The organism is Pseudomonas sp. GB2N2, assembly GCF_054897705.1.
Genome location: NZ_CM142701.1, coordinates 1,947,428 through 1,963,939, shown reverse-complemented (window position 1 = coordinate 1,963,939; position 16,512 = coordinate 1,947,428). Strand labels below are relative to the sequence as shown.

At 60.4% G+C, this 16,512-nt stretch carries 16 protein-coding genes; 4 read left to right on the top strand and 12 right to left on the bottom strand.

All coding sequences use genetic code 11. From position 1 onward, the window contains the following. The first annotated feature begins 81 nt into the window (after positions 1–81). Entirely contained in the window at positions 82–411 is a 330-nt protein-coding gene (locus ACYZT4_RS08880) for a hypothetical protein (protein WP_461987027.1), read from the top strand. Between the two features lie 3 nt (positions 412–414). On the opposite strand, the gene ACYZT4_RS08875 is transcribed toward ACYZT4_RS08880, so the two are convergent. Continuing rightward, a complete protein-coding gene (locus ACYZT4_RS08875; protein WP_461987025.1) occupies positions 415–1,203 on the bottom strand; it encodes an alpha/beta hydrolase in 789 nt (262 codons plus the stop codon). Between the two features lie 100 nt (positions 1,204–1,303). Here ACYZT4_RS08875 and ACYZT4_RS08870 point away from each other — a divergent pair, with 100 nt between their 5' ends. Beyond that, positions 1,304–2,248 (top strand): aldo/keto reductase, encoded by a 945-nt coding sequence (locus ACYZT4_RS08870; RefSeq protein WP_461987023.1) that lies wholly within the window; start codon positions 1,304–1,306, stop codon positions 2,246–2,248. 214 nt (positions 2,249–2,462) lie between these two features. On the opposite strand, the gene ACYZT4_RS08865 is transcribed toward ACYZT4_RS08870, so the two are convergent. The 7 genes from ACYZT4_RS08865 to ACYZT4_RS08835 all read right to left on the bottom strand — a co-directional run bounded on the left by ACYZT4_RS08865 (position 2,463) and on the right by ACYZT4_RS08835 (position 10,334). Then, entirely contained in the window at positions 2,463–3,266 is an 804-nt protein-coding gene (locus ACYZT4_RS08865; protein WP_461987022.1) for a 2OG-Fe(II) oxygenase, read from the bottom strand. Between the two features lie 47 nt (positions 3,267–3,313). Further along, positions 3,314–4,141: a glycosyltransferase gene (locus tag ACYZT4_RS08860; RefSeq protein WP_461987021.1), complete on the bottom strand. Its 828-nt coding sequence runs from the start codon at positions 4,139–4,141 to the stop codon at positions 3,314–3,316. A gap of 155 nt (positions 4,142–4,296) precedes the next feature. Continuing rightward, positions 4,297–4,698 carry a heme-binding protein gene (locus ACYZT4_RS08855; protein WP_461987019.1) on the bottom strand — a complete coding sequence of 134 codons (402 nt, stop codon included), beginning with the start codon at positions 4,696–4,698 and terminating at the stop codon, positions 4,297–4,299. Continuing rightward, positions 4,695–5,936 carry a glycolate oxidase subunit GlcF gene (gene glcF / locus ACYZT4_RS08850; protein ID WP_461987017.1) on the bottom strand — a complete coding sequence of 414 codons (1,242 nt, stop codon included), beginning with the start codon at positions 5,934–5,936 and terminating at the stop codon, positions 4,695–4,697. The genes ACYZT4_RS08855 and glcF overlap by 4 nt, the downstream gene beginning before the upstream one ends. A gap of 4 nt (positions 5,937–5,940) precedes the next feature. Then, entirely contained in the window at positions 5,941–7,005 is a 1,065-nt protein-coding gene (glcE, locus tag ACYZT4_RS08845) for a glycolate oxidase subunit GlcE (RefSeq protein WP_461987015.1), read from the bottom strand. Then, positions 7,005–8,504 carry a glycolate oxidase subunit GlcD gene (gene glcD, locus ACYZT4_RS08840; RefSeq protein WP_461987013.1) on the bottom strand — a complete coding sequence of 500 codons (1,500 nt, stop codon included), beginning with the start codon at positions 8,502–8,504 and terminating at the stop codon, positions 7,005–7,007. The genes glcE and glcD overlap by 1 nt, the downstream gene beginning before the upstream one ends. A 66-nt stretch (positions 8,505–8,570) precedes the next feature. Then, on the bottom strand, positions 8,571–10,334 hold the full coding sequence (locus tag ACYZT4_RS08835; RefSeq protein WP_461987012.1) for an L-lactate permease: 1,764 nt from the start codon (positions 10,332–10,334) through the stop codon (positions 8,571–8,573). A 176-nt stretch (positions 10,335–10,510) separates the two neighbouring features. Between ACYZT4_RS08835 and ACYZT4_RS08830 the strand changes: the two genes are divergently transcribed. Beyond that, on the top strand, positions 10,511–10,747 hold the full coding sequence (locus ACYZT4_RS08830) for a hypothetical protein (RefSeq protein WP_461987011.1): 237 nt from the start codon (positions 10,511–10,513) through the stop codon (positions 10,745–10,747). Positions 10,748–10,901: 154 nt separating this feature from the next. Here ACYZT4_RS08830 and ACYZT4_RS08825 read toward each other — a convergent pair whose 3' ends face one another. Further along, on the bottom strand, positions 10,902–11,333 hold the full coding sequence (locus ACYZT4_RS08825; RefSeq protein WP_461987009.1) for a nuclear transport factor 2 family protein: 432 nt from the start codon (positions 11,331–11,333) through the stop codon (positions 10,902–10,904). A 70-nt stretch (positions 11,334–11,403) separates the two neighbouring features. Further along, complete coding sequence (locus tag ACYZT4_RS08820) at positions 11,404–11,835, bottom strand: mismatch-specific DNA-glycosylase (RefSeq protein WP_461987007.1); 432 nt, start codon at positions 11,833–11,835, stop codon at positions 11,404–11,406. Positions 11,836–12,646: 811 nt separating this feature from the next. On the opposite strand from ACYZT4_RS08820, the gene ACYZT4_RS08815 reads away from it, so the two are divergent. After that, positions 12,647–13,747 (top strand): polyamine ABC transporter substrate-binding protein, encoded by a 1,101-nt coding sequence (locus tag ACYZT4_RS08815; protein ID WP_461987005.1) that lies wholly within the window; start codon positions 12,647–12,649, stop codon positions 13,745–13,747. Between the two features lie 154 nt (positions 13,748–13,901). Here ACYZT4_RS08815 and ACYZT4_RS08810 read toward each other — a convergent pair whose 3' ends face one another. Both ACYZT4_RS08810 and ACYZT4_RS08805 read right to left on the bottom strand, forming a co-directional pair. Further along, entirely contained in the window at positions 13,902–15,080 is a 1,179-nt protein-coding gene (locus tag ACYZT4_RS08810) for a cystathionine gamma-synthase (protein WP_461987003.1), read from the bottom strand. Next, entirely contained in the window at positions 15,077–16,453 is a 1,377-nt protein-coding gene (locus ACYZT4_RS08805) for a pyridoxal-phosphate dependent enzyme (RefSeq protein WP_461987001.1), read from the bottom strand. Before ACYZT4_RS08805 ends, ACYZT4_RS08810 begins: the two co-directional genes overlap by 4 nt. Positions 16,454–16,512 lie beyond the last annotated feature (59 nt).

The following is a 16,512-nucleotide window of genomic DNA, read 5'->3' as shown; positions in this document are numbered from 1 at the left end:
AATAAGGCATTTTACTGGCCCCGAAGCCCGTAAGTTACAGACAGAATCACTTCAATTTCAGGTGGTTAGGGCTGGCTTTAAATGCGTAATGTATGGATTACCCTGATTTCATTGGGCCTGGTCGGCATCGCCGCCTCGGCTCAGGCCAAAGAACTTCAAAGCAATGACCGCTACATGTGCAGTTGGGGCGCAGGCACTGCCGCCAAGGCACAGGAACTCAAACTGGCGGGCGTTTCGCTGTATGCCGCCCGGCAGAAACTGCAAACTTACAAGTTCACCAAACCTTGGATGCGCATGACGGCGATGGGCATTACCGAGCAAACCTACGACAGCCCGTCGCGGATCAAACCGGCGGCGTTGCGCCATAGTTTTTACGAAGATTGCGTGCGGTTCAAGTTGGCGCGCAAATAACGCCTAGATCCCGTCCTCCAGCAGTTTCAGGTATAGGGGACTGTCGGAGATCGAGTTGTGGCCCACGTCCGGAACCACCTTCAGAGTCGCCACACCTTTGGCGAAATGTCTGTAGAGTTTTTCCGTGCTCGAACGCGGGATGATCTCGTCCTGCCCGGCGGCCAGGAGCAGCGTCGGGATCGAGATGTGTTCGGCGTATTTCCACGATTCGAACTTGTCTTGCAGTAACCACTTCACCGGAACAATCGGGTATTGGCGCACGGCAATGTCTTCAAGGCTGTTGTACGGTGTGATCAGGATCAGTCGCGCCGCCGGTCGCTGGCTGGCGAGGCGCACGGCGACCCCCGAGCCGAGGCTACGGCCCATCACCGCGATGTGGGAATGCGTGTCGTAGACCTTGTCAAACAGGGTCATGGCATCGCTTGCGATCGCTTCTTCGGACGGTGAACCGCTGCTACCGCCGAAATCGCGGTAGTGCAGCAGGTACAGCGCGTGGTCGGGGAATGCTCGGGAAAACTCGGGCAGATTGCGTGATACGTCTTCAGCATTGCCACCGAAATAGATCAATGCGTTTGGGCCGTCGTGGGGTCTGACCGTCACCTGCACCTGTGCGTCGGCCACCGCTAGCGTGAGCATGGTGTCCGGTGATTCGAGCGCGGCGGGTTGCGGGAAGTAGATCAAGGCGCGTTGAAACGCGAACAGCGCGATGCAGAGCAACAGATACAACGTAGCGACGATGAGGACGAGGTACGTCAGGGTGCGTGATATTCGACTAACGTTACTGCGTGGCATTGAACGCTCTGGGGCTGGAGACCGCGACGGTTCGATCACTGTCGCAGTGTAGTTGACCGGCGGCGACGCGCGCAGATCCTGAACGTGCAAGGACAAACCCATGGGCCAAAGCGATGGCTACACCCGTCGACACCTACTCAAGCTGGCTGCCGGTGCGTCGGCGCTGCTCACTTTTGATCCGGCCTTGGCAGCCACCGCGCCGTCGCAGGAAACAGGAGGCAAGAACATGCTGACCCGCGCCATTCCTTCCAGCAACGAGCCATTGCCGATGGTCGGCCTGGGCACCTATCGCGGTTTTGATGTCGCGCCTGCCGATCCGGCCTACAAGAATTTGCCCGCCGTCCTCAATGCGTTGTTCGAAAAAGGCGGCACGGTGATCGACAGTTCACCCATGTACGGCCGCGCCGAACAAAGCACCGGCGAATTGCTGTCGATCCACCAGCCGCGTTCGCCTGCGTTCCTCGCCACCAAGGTCTGGACCCGCGGCCGCGAGGAAGGCATCGCGCAGATGGAGCAGTCCTTCAAGCTGCTGCAAACCGACCGCATCGACCTGATGCAGATTCACAACCTGCTGGACTGGCAAACCCACTTGCCGACCCTGCGTCAATGGAAGGAAGAAGGGCGTATCCGCTACATTGGCATCACCCATTACACCGCGTCGGCGTATGACGAAGTAGAAGCGGTGCTGAAAGCCGAACCGCTGGATTTTTTGCAGATCAACTATGCGCTGGATGATCGCGGCGTCGAAAAACGCATCCTGCCCTTGTGCCGTGAACGCGGCGTGGCGGTGATCTGCAACCGGCCGTTTGGCGGCGGTGACTTGCTCGCTCGATTGAAGGGCAAACCGCTGCCGGGCTGGGCCGCGCAGGTGGGCGTTACCAGTTGGCCGCAACTGGCGCTGAAGTATTTGCTGGCGCATTCGGCGGTGACTTGCGTCATCCCCGGCACCGGCAACCCGCGCTACATGACGGACAATGCTGGCGCCGGTTTTGGTCCGATGCTGACCGGGGCCCAGCGCGAGCAGTTGATTGACGTGGTGGGGTAGGTGGCGTTTCTCCTAGCCCAGGTGCGCTTCCTGCTTCTAGCTTGCCCGTGAAATCGCTATCGCCGGCAAGCCGGGCTCCTGCAGATTTTGCGTGGACCCACAATCCCGACCACCCCCGAGATCTGTAGGAGCCAGGCTTGCCGGCGAAGGCGTCCGTGAGACCTCCGCTCCGTCGCCAGCAGATGATCGCTAGTCGGGGGCCGTAGCGCCGCGATCAGTTCTTCTTCTTGATCAATTTGTTGAGGTAATACTTGAAGCTCAGGCGATCTTTTGGCCGTGGCTTGTAATGGGTTTTGTTTCTTTGCGTCGGATCGGCCGCCACGGTGGCTGCAGTGTAGTAGTAAAGCGCGATGGACCGCCGGGTGATGTGTTCCGGCGTGGTCAGAGGTTCCGGGTGGCCATGGTTACTGTCTTTGTCGGTGTTGAAAATGACGCAGCGGTTATAAATCGGCAGGACTTTTTTCAGGCAGGTTTTCATCTCGACGTCCCACAGTTCGAGGTTGCCGCCATAGGCTTCTTGCCAGTCTGGATTCAAATAGATAATGGCGTTGAGCCTGCGTTCGATATTCAGCTTTTTGTTGAGCCTGAAATCCGAATGCACCCCCAGAAAACCTCCTCTTTTGGTTTCGTGCAGTCCGCCGCCGGTAAAGTAGGGGTCGGGAATCAAACCTTCGATACCGGTCAGCTTTTCGAGGTATTGCAGCATGGGCGCCGAGTTGAGAGCGTTGAACACAGCCCTCAAATACGCATCGCACTCGTTGGGGCTGATCTGCCGTTTGTGCTGCCCTTTGTAACCGCGTTCGTAGTGCATTTCGTTGTGGATGGGCTCCACGGGAAATCGCGCACAGATTGTCTCGATCAAATCTTGCGGCAGAAAATCGTCGATGACGATATGGGGGAAGGGTGTGGCCTGCCTGTAGTTGCTGGCTAGCAGTTGCCCCAGCGCACCAGCGGCGTGCTGGTCGAAATCGAGTTCCTGGGTAATGTCGATTGGCAGTGTTTGCTTGACGGGTGTCATTACCGCTCCAAAAAACTGTTTATAACGATTGCTCTAAATAGCGTCGGTTACTTGTTACGCGGCGACGAAGCCTGATCCAAGTTGCTGTTCATGCGATCAAGGATGGTGTTGTACATCTTTGTTCTTCTATGGGTGGTTCCATAGCCGCCAGCCGCTGAGACCGTACCAGACTGAATATGGTCGAGGTAGCTGAAAATCTTGCGCGGCGACAACAGCTCAACTTCATAGCCCATTTCGGTCATTCGGTCTTGAAGGGCATACCCCGGCACTTGTTCGTCCATCTGAAAATGCAGGTTGTGCTGTTTGATCAGCTTGGAGTTCCATAGCGTACAAAAGCTTTTCAGATGGGCTTCCTTGTACGGTCTTGGCTCTTTGGAGGGTAGACCAAGAGACAGCTTCAGGCGCCTGGCGTGGTGTTTTACCCATCGCGAGCTGAAGCGCCAAAGGGTTCTGGTCGTGCCACGGTTCAGTTGTTCGACGCAACCTACGGCGACGACCTTGGGATTTATCTGGCACTTTTTCAACATTATCGAAAATACGTTCTTATCGAAAATGAACGTATCGGTGTGCAGCAGGAACAGGTAATCGGTTTCAACGCGTTCAAGCGCCATATCCAACGCTTTCCCGTGCGCGATATGGCCTGACTCCGGTTCCGCAGAGGTGCGCTCGATCAGATTGATCCAGTCAAGTGTGCGCAGATAGTCGAGACTTTCATCGTTGGAGTAGTTGTCGACCACCCAGACCGGAATGCCGCTGTCCCCCAGGTGTTGACGCAACAGGTCGAGGCAGATACGGGTGATATCAAGGGTTTTGTAATTGACCAAAACCAGGCTGTAGAGTGGTTTTTTCTCTGGCTGAAACTGAAGAGTGCTCATGGGAAATGACACCGACTCATGGTTGCGCGTTCTTTGAAAGCGGTCGGCTTTTGTCAGCCAGACCCAAGGGCACCCACTATCAGTTTTAACCTCGCGCAAAAAAAGAGGCCGGTGCCAGCTTTGTGTTTCATACCATTACAGAGTGTAGCGGATGCTCAGCCCAAGCACTGCGCCCCGGCCCTCGCCACTTGCGCATCATGCTCGGCTTTGACCCCAGACACCCCGACCGCGCCGATCACCTGGCCGTCGACGATAATTGGCACGCCGCCTTCCAGCGACGTGAGCAAGGGTGCGGACAAAAACGCAAAACGTCCACCATTGACCATTTCTTCATAACTTTTCGATTCACGCCGGCCCAACGCTGAGGTGCGGGCCTTTTCGGTGGCGATGTAGGCGCTGCTGGGCGCGCAGCCGTCGAGGCGTTCGAGGGCGAGGGGATGGCCGCCGTCGTCGACGACCACGATGGTCACCGCCCAGCTGTTGTTCTGGGCTTCGCTGCGTGCGGCGGCGAGGATCTGGCTGACTTCGGTCTGGCTCAGGACGGCTTTGCTTTTCATCGGGATTCTCCGGTAATCGGTGGGGGCAGTGCGGCGTCAACCAGTTCGATCCAGTGTCGGACCGGAGTTCGATTCGCACCGTCGAGGTGGGACTGACAGCCGATATTGGCCGTGACAATGACTTCAGGATGTCCGCTTTCCAGCGCGTTCAGTTTGTTGTCGCGCAATTGCCGCGACAGTATCGGCTGGGTGATCGAGTAAGTGCCTGCCGAACCGCAGCATAAATGGCCGTCGGGCACGGCCGTGAGGTTGAAACCGAGGCGAATCAGCATTGCCTCCACCGCGCCGCCAAGCTTTTGCGCGTGCTGCAAGGTGCAGGGGCAATGAAAGGCCAGTCGCTGGTCGCTATGGACGCCGAGGGTTTCCAGCGGTTCGTCGCGCAACACTTCCACCAGGTCTTTGGCCAGCGCACTGACCTTCCGCGCCTTGTTCGCATACGCCGGGTCGCGTTCGAGTAAATGGCCGTAGTCCTTGACGAACGCGCCGCAGCCGCTGGCGGTTTGCACGATGGCTTCGGCGCCATTCTCGATACTCGGCCACCACGCATCGATGTTGCGTCGGGCGCGGTCGAGCCCGGCGGCTTGCGCGTCTAGATGATAGTCCACGGCACCGCAGCAGCCGGCGTGAGCGGATGGCGTGACGCTGATGCCGAGGCGATCCAGCACCCGCGCCGCCGCCACATTGGTGTTCGGCGACAGGCTCGGTTGCACGCAGCCTTCGAGCATCAGTACCTTACGGTCATGGCGGGCGCTGGGGCCGGGTTTGGCCGCTGGAGCGCTGCGGGGCAATTTCGCCTGCAGGGTGTCGGGCAGCCAGGCACGGAACACCTGGCCGCTGCTGACCAGACCTTTGAACAGACGCGGATTGGGCACGACGTTGCGCAAGCCCTCGCGTAACAAGCGCTGGCCCAGGGAGCGCGGTACGGCGGCATCGACCACCGCGCGGCCGATGTCGAGCAAGTTGTGATAGTCGACGCCCGAGGGGCAAGTGGTTTCGCAGTTGCGGCAGGACAGGCAGCGGTCCAGATGCTCTTGGGTTTTCTGCGTGACCAGATTGCCTTCAAGCACCTGTTTGATCAGGTAGATGCGGCCCCGTGGCCCGTCCAGTTCATCGCCGAGCAGTTGATACGTCGGGCAGGTGGCGTTGCAGAAACCGCAGTGCACACAGGATCGCAGGATGCTTTCGGCTTCTTCGGCGCGCGGCAGCTGGCGCGCGGTTTCGCTCAGGGTCGTCTGCATGAATTCACAGCTCCGCGTAGAGGCGTGCGGGGTTGAAAATGCCCCGTGGGTCGAGTTGTTGCTTGAGATTGCGGTGGTAGCGCATCAACGCGGCCGGCAACGGCTGGAACGGGCTGTCGATCAGGCCATGGCTGTAGCAGGTCACGTGGCCGCCGACCTCTGCGACGACTTTGCGAATGAACGCCGCTTCGGCGTCAGACTTGAGCCAGCGCTGGGCGCCGCCCCAGTCGAGCAGTTGCCGACCGGGCAGGGACAGCCGGGGCGTGTTGTTCGGCACCGACACGCGCCAAAGCGGTTGGTCCTCGTCAAAGAAACTCAGATGATGTTCGTTGAGGTCCGCCCAGTAAGCCGGGTCCAGGTGTTCGCCACCCAAACGGTCGTGGGCCGCCGCCACCGAGCCTTCGCCACCTTCAAGGCGCAGATGCAACCGTTGGCCGTCGTGGCATGCGGCGCTGATCGGCAGCGGTTGCTGGCCCCATTCCGCGAGGCGCAGCAAGGCGCGGTCGCTGTCCATTTCCAGGCTGATGCTCAAGGCTTGTCGGGGTTTGGGCAGGACCTTGAGCGAGACTTCGGTGATCACGCCAAGGCAACCGAAGCTGCCGGCCATCAGTCGCGAAAGGTCATAGCCGGCAACGTTTTTCATCACCTCGCCACCGAAGCGCAAATGCTTGCCGTGACCGGTAATAACCCGCGTGCCGAGGACGAAGTCGCGCACCGAGCCGGACCAGGGGCGCCGTGGCCCCGAGAGCCCGGAGGCGATCATTCCGCCGACCGTGGCGTCGTCAGCGAAGGAGGGCGGTTCACAGGGCAGCATCTGCTGAGCTTCGTCCAGAATTTGCGCCAGCTCGGCCAGTGGCGTGCCGCATCGGACGGTGATCACCAGTTCGGTCGGGTCATAGCTGACGATGCCACGGTGGCTGCGGGTGTCGAGCACTTCCCCGGCAACAATGCGCCCCAGGAAGGCCTTGCTGTTGGCGCCCTGAATGCGCAGCGGCGTGGTGCTCTCCAGCGCCTGGTTGACCTGCGCCAGCAGCGCGCCGCTGTCATCGACATCCCGTTCACTGCGCATCAGAAACGCTCCAGGTCAGGGAAGGGCAACTGGCCCATGTGTACGTGCAACGCACCAAACTCGGCGCAGCGGTGGAGGGTCGGAATGTTCTTGCCGGGGTTGAGCAGGCCGCTCGGATCGAAGGCGGCTTTCACCGCATGAAACAGCGTCAGCTCATCGCTATTGAACTGCGCGCACATCTGATTGATTTTCTCGCGACCCACGCCGTGCTCACCGGTGATGCTGCCGCCGACTTTCACGCACAATTCGAGGATCCTGCCGCCCAGGGCTTCGGCGCGGTCGAGCTCGCCCGGTTGATTGGCGTCGAACAGAATCAGAGGGTGCATATTGCCGTCGCCGGCGTGAAAAACATTGGCCACGCGCAGGTCGTATTCGGCGGACAGTGCGGCGATGGCGCGCAACACCCCGGGCAATTCGCGACGCGGGATGGTGCCGTCCATGCAGTAATAATCCGGCGACAGGCGCCCCACCGCCGGGAAGGCATTCTTGCGCCCGGCCCAGAAACGCACGCGTTCCGCTTCGTCCCGGGCCTGGCGCACTTCGGTGGCACCGGCCTGTTGCAGCACCTGGCGCACGCGGTCGCAGTCGTCGTGGACATCGGCTTCGACGCCGTCGAGCTCACACAGCAGGATGGCGTCGGCGTCCACCGGATAACCGGCGTGGATGAAATCTTCGGCGGCGCGAATTGCCAGGTTGTCCATCATTTCCAGACCGCCAGGAATAATGCCGGCGGCGATGATGTCGCCGACGGCGCGACCGGCCTTTTCAACGGAGTCGAACGCCGCCAGCAGCACTTTGGCGGTTTGCGGTTTGGGCAGGAGTTTGACCGTGACCTCGGTGATCACCCCGAGCATGCCTTCGGAACCGGTGAACAGCGCCAGCAAGTCGAAACCGGGCGAGTCGAGGGCGTCGGAGCCGAGGGTCAGGTGTTCGCCGTCGACGGTCAGGATGTCGATCCTGAGCAGATTGTGCACGGTCAGGCCGTATTTCAGGCAATGCACGCCGCCGGCATTTTCGGCGACATTACCGCCGATGGAGCAGGCGATTTGCGAAGAAGGGTCAGGCGCGTAGTACAAGCCAAAAGGCGCCGCTGCCTGGGAAATTGCCAGATTACGCACGCCGGGCTGGACCCGAGCGGTACGGGCGGCGGGGTCGATGTGCAGGATGTTGTTGAAGCGCGCCATGACCAGCAACACGCCTTTTTCCAGTGGCAATGCACCGCCCGACAAACCGGTCCCAGCCCCCCGGGCGACCACTGGAACGCGCATTTCATGACAGAGCTTGAGCACGCCCTGAACTTCGTCGAGATGACGCGGCAGCACCACCAGCAGGGGGGTGGTGCGATAGGCCGAAAGGCCGTCGCATTCGTAGGGCTTGAGTTCTTCCTGTTGATGCAGCACTTGCAGCGCCGGCAGACGGGTTTGCAGGGCTTGCAACAGAGCGGCCTTGTCGACGTCGGGCAGCACACCGTCGACGCGTTCATCGTAGAGGATGTTCATGGTCGGTTTACGATACTCCGTAAGTGTATGCCCAGACAGCGCGTCCCCCAGAAGATTGACGGCGACTTAATGACCTCCAACCACCATATGACTAAACGGCGCCACATACGCCTGCAGCGTCACCAACCCGCCGACCAGAATCGCCAGAATGATCGAGTGAAAGAACACGTAACGCAGGATTTCCCCTTCATGCCCATACCAGCGCGTCGCGGTCGAGGCCACGACGATCGACTGCGCATCGACCATCTTGCCCATGACCCCACCGGAACTGTTGGCCGCGGCCATCAACACCGGGCTCAGGCCCAGTTGCTCGGCGGTCACGCGTTGCAGGCCGCCGAACAGCACGTTGGACGCCGTGTCCGAGCCGGTCAGTGCCACGCCAAGCCAGCCGAGCAAGGTGCCGAACATCGGGTAGAAAATCCCCGTCGCGGCGAAGGCCAGGCCCATGGTCGCATCCAGACCCGAGTAGCGCGTGAGGTAGCCCAAGGCAAGCATCGCCGCGATGGTGATCAGCGAGTAGCGCACCACCCACAGCGTTCGCAGGTACTGGCGCGCCAGTTGCGGGATCGAGTAGCCCATCAGCAGGCCGCCGAGAATGGCTGACAACAGAATTCCGCTGCCGGTGGCGGTGAACCAGGTGAACTTGTAGATCGCATCCTCGGTTTTCGGCGCCGGCACTACGGGCGGCACCTTCTCGACCTGCTGGTGCAGGGTGGTGAAGGTCAGGGCCGGCGAGAAAATCGGATTGGCTTCGCGCAGCGGTTTGCCTTGCGGGTCGAGTTTGGCGGAGTGGGTGACCGGATCAATCGCCGGGCGAGTATCGAACATGTTCTTGAAGCCTTGGGTGCCCCAGGCGAACACGAACACGGTGAGGATGATCCATGGCATCCACGCGCGCATCACCGCAGGCTTCGCATCACTGGCAAAGGACGCGCTGGGCTCGGATTTTTCTTCGTGTTCGGCGTCGATTTTGGAGTTGTCGACACGCCCGGACAGCGCTGCGGAAGTGTGCACGGTCGCCGGTTTCCACACCTTGAGGAACAGGGTCAGGCACGCCATGGAGATCAACGCGGCGATCACGTCCACCAGCATTGGCCCGTGATAGTTGGAAACGATGAACTGCGGCACGGCGAAGCTGACGCCGGCGACCAAAATGGCCGGCCAGATTTCCAGCATCTTGCGCCAGCCGGCGAACGCCCAGATCAGCCAGAACGGCACCAACACGGAAAAGAACGGCAATTGCCGGCCGACCATCATCGACAATTCCATTTCATCCAGGCCAGTGACCTTGGCCAAGGTAATGATCGGCGTACCCAGGGCGCCAAACGCCACAGGCGCGGTGTTGGCGATCAACGCCAGACCCGACGCGGCCAGCGGCGAGAAGCCCAGCCCGATCAGAATCGCCCCGGTCACCGCCACCGGTGTGCCGAACCCGGCCGCCCCTTCGAAAAAGGCGCCGAAGCAGAAGGCGATCAACAACAATTGCAGGCGACGGTCGTCGGTGATCCGTGCCAGTGAGTCTTGCAGCACTTTGAACGAGCCGTTCTCGGTGGTCAGTCGGTGCAGGAAAATGATGTTGAGCACAATCCAGCCAATCGGCAGCAAACCGTTGGCAGCGCCGTATAGCGCGGCCGAGCCCGCCATGTTCGCCGGCATGCCGAAGGCGAAAATCGCGATGACCAGCGCCGAGGCGAGGGCGAGTAATGCCGCCAGGTGGGCTTTAATGTGGAAAAACGCCAGGGCGGCCAGCATGACCACGACCGGCACTGCGGCCATGATGGTTGAAATGACCGGGTTGCCGAACGGATCGTAGATTTGCTGCCAGACCATATTCCACCTCTGCTTTTTATTGTTGAAAGTGCAGACCCCAAGGGGGGCGGTGGCTTGTAGTATAGGTGGCATTGCGCCGCTGTCTTGTACGCTGTGAATCGCGGGTTTCAGCGTATTTTTTGAGTTGAAAACAGGGACGCGCGTTGACCGACTTCAACACCCGGAGGAACGCAATAATGACCGAGCGCCATTTGGTTCATACGGAAACACTTTCAAACGGATGCAGCATCAGGGTGAAAGCCGAGATCCTGCGGGACGGTTCATTGGGCATGTTTATCGGGGTCTATCGACCTGATGACACGGCCATTGAGGAGAACGACCACCCGGCGCTGCATTTTCTCGACATGGAGGCGGCCATGGAGTGGGGGGTCGAGCAAGCCAAGGCGATCGGTAATGGGCAGCGGACGTTGTAGGCCTTGAAATCGAGTTGACACCATCGCCGGCAAGCCTGGCTCCTGCGGTTCGCGGGGATCTCGGGGTTTTGGGTTCGCACAAAACCTGTGGGAGCCCGGCTTGCCGGCGATGGCCATCTTGCGGACGCCATCGCCAGCAAGCAGGCTCCTGCGGTTAGCACGCCTTGCTTGCCGCCAGATAAGCACCCAACCTGTGCCCCATTTCCTCGCCCAGCGCCTGCAAGCCACTCAACGGCCGCACCATCACCTCGAACTCGACGATCTTGCCCTGCTCGTCAAACCGGATCATGTCGATGCCCTTGAGCTCTTTCCCCTTCACCTTGGCGCTGAATTCGAGGACGACATTCAGCCCGTCCGCCGTCGCCAACTCCCGGTGATAGGTAAAGTCTTCAAATACGTTGAACACCGTGCTCAGAATCATCGTGACCACTTTCGCACCGGGGTACGGCGTGTGCGCCATCGGCGAGCGGAACACCGCTTGGGGGTCCAGCAAGGCGGGCAGGGCTTGCAGGTCGCCCTGGCGGATCATGTCGTGCCATTGGCTCAGGGACGCTGCGGCGTTGGGGTGCAGTTTCAGTTCCGACATGTACAACTCCTGTTTTTGTTGTTCTGAAAGCGTAGCCAACGACTGTATCGCAATGGGTCCGACGGGCTGCTTATGCCGGTGCATTCAGGTGATCGATGGCGGCCAGCCTCAGTTCGCGATAGGCGACGACCAGTTGATCCGGCGAGAACGCGAGATTTCGTCCGCTGGGATTGGGCAGGACCCAGACGGTTGCATGGCCGAACGTCTTCGGCTGAAGCCCCCACGCGACATCTCGCTGCCCGGAAAACGCGCAATACGCCGCTTTGCCTAGAAACGCCACAAAACGCGGCATATGGCGGGCGATTTTCTGTTCAAACGTTGTAGCGGCGGCCGCGAATTCATCGGCCGAGAGCTGATCCGCTCGCGCCGTGGGCCGATCCACCACGGCGGTCAAACCACATTGATAGTGCAAAAGCGTCCGGTCGTTTTCCGGGCGAACCTGCTCCGGAGTAAAACCGGCGAGGTGCAGCGTGCGCCAGAAGCGATTGCCCTGGCGTTTCAACCGGGATCTGAGTGGCCGAGGTGTTGGTCGAACTTTCAGCCGAAAATACCTGGGCGGCTGCACCGGCAAGCGCAAAAAACAGGGCGATTTTTAATGTTTTCATGAGGTTCACCTTTGCATTGAGTTTTGGGGGTACCTCGCGAGTTAGTTGCTGCTTACTGGGTTTGCTCGCTGGGTGAAATCAATGCTAGGGGTTTGTGACTTGCGCAAATAGCCGGGTGCCGGACATACACTGTTGCCAGATTGCGCAGGTATGCGGCGCAGCGGTTAGGTTGTTTGCTTTTTGCCGGGCGTGGCGGAGGACGAAATCGATCTAAAAACCCCCAGCCGTGTCGAGGACGGTGGACTACGCTTGAATGTGTAGGTGAAGACGCAGACTGATGCGCAAGCGGATGGCAAGGACACGTGGGGCGCGTTCCGAAGGGTACACGGTTAGAAAGATCTCCGCGCTGAGATCCAGCCCTTATGCCGTGTGAAGCAGAAGAGCACAAAACTGTTCTGTGAGAGTCCTGATAAACCTTGTAAGCCGGAGACCAGCACCGGCCACCTACTCAACTCCCACAAGCCCGCCCAGTGCGGGCTTTTTATTGCGGATGTTTTTATGGCGGGATGCAACCGGATCAACCGGGACACTGATATTGGCCATTTCAATCCCCTTTTGGCCGACCTCGCACTATGAACCCATCAGCCCCTCAGCAAGAATCGAAGGAACTCCACAACTAGAATCAAGCTTTCCTTGCCCTTGGCAAATTTCAAGACCTGCCGTGTACAGCACATAAAAACCAACGCGACACACTTGGGGAATTCATTCATGGTCACGATGAAACGCATACTGGGCGTCACCGTTTGTGGGCTGACGCTGCTGGCCAGCGCGGTACACGCCGAACAGCGCGAACTGCGCGTGTACAACTGGGCGGACTATATCCTGCCAGCCGTGCCCAAGGACTTCGCCGACAAGACCAAAATCAAAGTGACCTGGGACACCTTCGACACTAACGAATCCCTGGAAGCCAAGTTGCTGACCGGCAACTCGGGCTACGACCTGGTAGTGCCGTCGAACCAGTTCATCGAAACCCAGATCAAGGCCGGCGTGTTCCAGAAACTGGACAAATCCAAGCTGCCCAACTGGAAGCATCAGGACCCGGCGCTGCTCGCGTTGCTGGACAAGAACGATCCGGGTAACCAGTACGGCGTGCCTTACATGTATGGCACCGTGCTGATCGGCTTCAACCCGGCCAAGGTCAAGGCTGCGCTGGGCGAGAATGCGCCGGTGGACAGTTGGGACCTGGTGTTCAAACCGGAGAACATGGCAAAGCTCAAATCCTGTGGCGTCGCCATGCTCGACTCACCTTCGGAAATCCTTCCGCTGGCGCTGCACTATCTGGGCCTGGACCCGAACAGCCAGAAGCCGGAAGACTACGACAAAGCCAAGGCGTTGATGTTGAAGATTCGTCCTTACGTCACCTATTTCAACTCCGCCAAGTACATGACCGACATCGCCAACGGCGATATCTGCGTCGCTATCGGCTACTCCGGCAGCTTCTATCAGTTCGGCAATCGTGCCAAAGAGGCGGGCAACGGCGTGGTGGTTGACTGGCGTCTGCCGAAGGAAGGCGCACCGATCTGGTTTGATACCTTCGCCATCCCGAAAAGCGCGAAGAACGTCGAGGAAGCCCACGAATTTCTCAACACCTTGCTGGACCCGAAAGTCATTGCCCCGATCAGCGATTTCCTCGGTTATCCGAACGCCAACAAGGACTCGCTGGCGCTGATCAACAAAGACATCACCGGTAACCCGAACCTGACGCCAACCAGCGAAGCGTTGAAAACGCTGTATGTGGTACAGCCGCTTCCGCAAAAACTTGAGCGGGTGCGTACGCGCGTCTGGACCAGCATCAAGTCCGGCGAGTAAATCCCAGTACGAAACGCGTTCAACCTACCGACCGCGTACCCTGTGGGAGCTGGCTTGCCAGCGATGGCGGCGGATCAATCAGCATTGATGTTGGCTGACCCACCGCTATCGCCGGCAAGCCGGCTCCCACAGGTTTGGTGTCGTGGCTGCTTGCTCATATCCGCGCCAGCGCCTGCGCGAGGTCTGCGCGCAGATCCTCGACATCTTCAACCCCCACGGACAACCGTACCAAACCATCGCCAATCCCAAGCTGTGCCCGGGTGTCTGCGGGGATGGTCGCGTGGGTCATGATCGCCGGATGCTCGATCAGGCTTTCCACGCCGCCCAGACTTTCAGCGAGGGCGAAGATGCTGACGTTTTCGAGGAAGCGCGTGGCGCCCGCCAGGTCGGTCTTCAGATCGATTGAGATCATCCCGCCGAAACCGCGCATCTGCCGTTGCGCCAGTTCATGCTGCGGGTGTGACGGCAGGCCCGGGTAGTAAACGCGTGCCACTTGCGGCTGGCGCTCCAGCCATTGCGCCAGGTCCAGCGCGTTGCTGCAGTGGCGTTCCATGCGCAGCGCCAGGGTTTTTACGCCGCGCAGCGTCAGGAAGGCGTCGAACGGCCCGGCGATGGCGCCTACCGAGTTCTGCAGGAAACCCAGACGTTCAGCCAGTTCCGGATTCTGCCCGACCACGGCGATGCCGCCGATCACGTCGGAATGGCCGTTGAGGTATTTGGTGGTCGAGTGCAGGACGATGTCGAAACCCAGCTCCAGCGGGCGCTGGATCCATGGGCTGGCGAAGGTGTTGTCGGCCACGCAGATGATGCCCCGGTCACGGCACAGGCGCGCGACGGCGGCGAGGTCGGTCAGGCTCAGCAGCGGATTGCTCGGCGTCTCGACCCAGACCATCTTGGTGTCGGGCTGCAGCGACGCTTCGAAACCCGCGAGGTCGGTCAGGTCGACGAAGCTGAAACGATGCCCGGCGCTGCGTTTGCGCACCTTGTCGAACAGGCGAAACGTGCCACCGTACAGGTCGTTGCCAGAGACGATGTGCGAGCCGGCGTCGAGCAGCTCCAGCACGGTGGAAATCGCCGCCAGCCCGGAGGCGAACGCGAAGGCCTGGGTGCCGCTTTCAAGGTCGGCGACGCAACGTTCCAGGGCAAAGCGCGTCGGGTTGTGCGAACGCCCGTAATCGAAGCCTTTGTGCACGCCGGGGCTTTGCTGCAAGTAGGTGGAGTTGGCATAAATCGGCGGCATCAGCGCCCCGGTGGTCGGGTCCGGCGACTGCCCGGCGTGGATCACCCGCGTGGCGAAGGCGCGAGGGGCAGCGTGTTCATCGTGTTGACTCATGCGAGGGTTCTCCGTAAATGGTTGAGCAGGTCGACGCGGGTAATCAGGCCGTGAAAGCCCGACGCGTCGGCGATGATCGCCACCAGCCCGCGATCGAGCTCTGCCTGCAACGTCGCCAGACTGGCGCTGGCCGGCAGGGTTTCCACTTTGTCGGTCATTGCGCTGGCCACGGTCAAGCGGAAGTGTGTAGCGTCTTCGGCCATGCCCAGCAGAATGTCGGATTCGTCGATCACGCCGACCAGGTGCTGGCCGTTTTCCAGCACCGGCAACTGCGAGACGTCGGCCAGGCGCATGCGCTGGAACGCAGTTAATAACGTGTCATCCGGGGCGACGCTGATCACCCGGCCATCCTCGAAGCGCCGTGCGATCACGTCGCGCAGATCGCCATAAGGTTTGCGCGCGAGCAGGCCCTGATCGTTCATCCACTGGTCGTTATACACCTTCGACAAATAGCGGGTGCCGGTGTCGCAGACAAAGCTGACCACGCGCTTCGGTTCGGTTTGCTCGCGGCAGTAGCGCAACGCGGCGGCCAGCAAGGTGCCGGTCGAAGAACCGCCGAGAATGCCTTCGGCGCGCAACAGCTGGCGGGCGTGATCGAAGCTTTCCTCGTCGCTGATCGAATAGGCGTGGCCGACGCTGGAGAGGTCGGCAATCGACGGAATGAAGTCTTCGCCAATGCCTTCCACCGCCCAGGAGCCGGGGGTGGTCATGGTGCCGCTGCGGCTGTACTCGGCCATCACCGAGCCGACCGGATCGGCCAGCACCATGGTCAGGTTGGGCTGCACGCGTTTGAAGAACCGGGTCAACCCGGTCAGCGTGCCGGCGGAACCGACGCCAACGACAATCGCGTCGAGGTCGTGCTGAGTCTGCGCCCAGATCTCCGGCGCGGTGCTGCATTCATGGGCGAGCGGGTTGGCGGGGTTATTGAACTGGTCGGCGAAAAACGCCTCGGGAATCTCCTGCGCCAACCGTGCCGCCACGTCCTGGTAATAATCGGGATGGCCCTTGCCGACGTCGGAGCGGGTGATGTGCACCTCGGCGCCCATGGCCTTGAGGTGCAAGACTTTCTCGGTGGACATCTTGTCGGGCACCACCAGCACCACCCGATAACCCTTGGCGCGACCGACCAGCGCCAGGCCAAGCCCGGTGTTGCCCGCGGTGGCTTCGACGATGGTACCGCCGGGCTTGAGTCGGCCGTCGCGCTCGGCGGCGTCGATCATCGCCAGGCCGATGCGGTCCTTGATCGAGCCTCCGGGGTTCTGAGATTCGAGCTTGAGAAACAGGGTGCACGGGCCCGTATCAAAACGGCTGACGCGGACCAACGGCGTATTGCCGATCAGTTCAAGCACGGCAGGGCGGGAGTCGTTCGGCATGTTGTCACCTCTTTGCGATCATTCGCACGGGAAGGACAGCAACCGGCCACGCGTTTTCG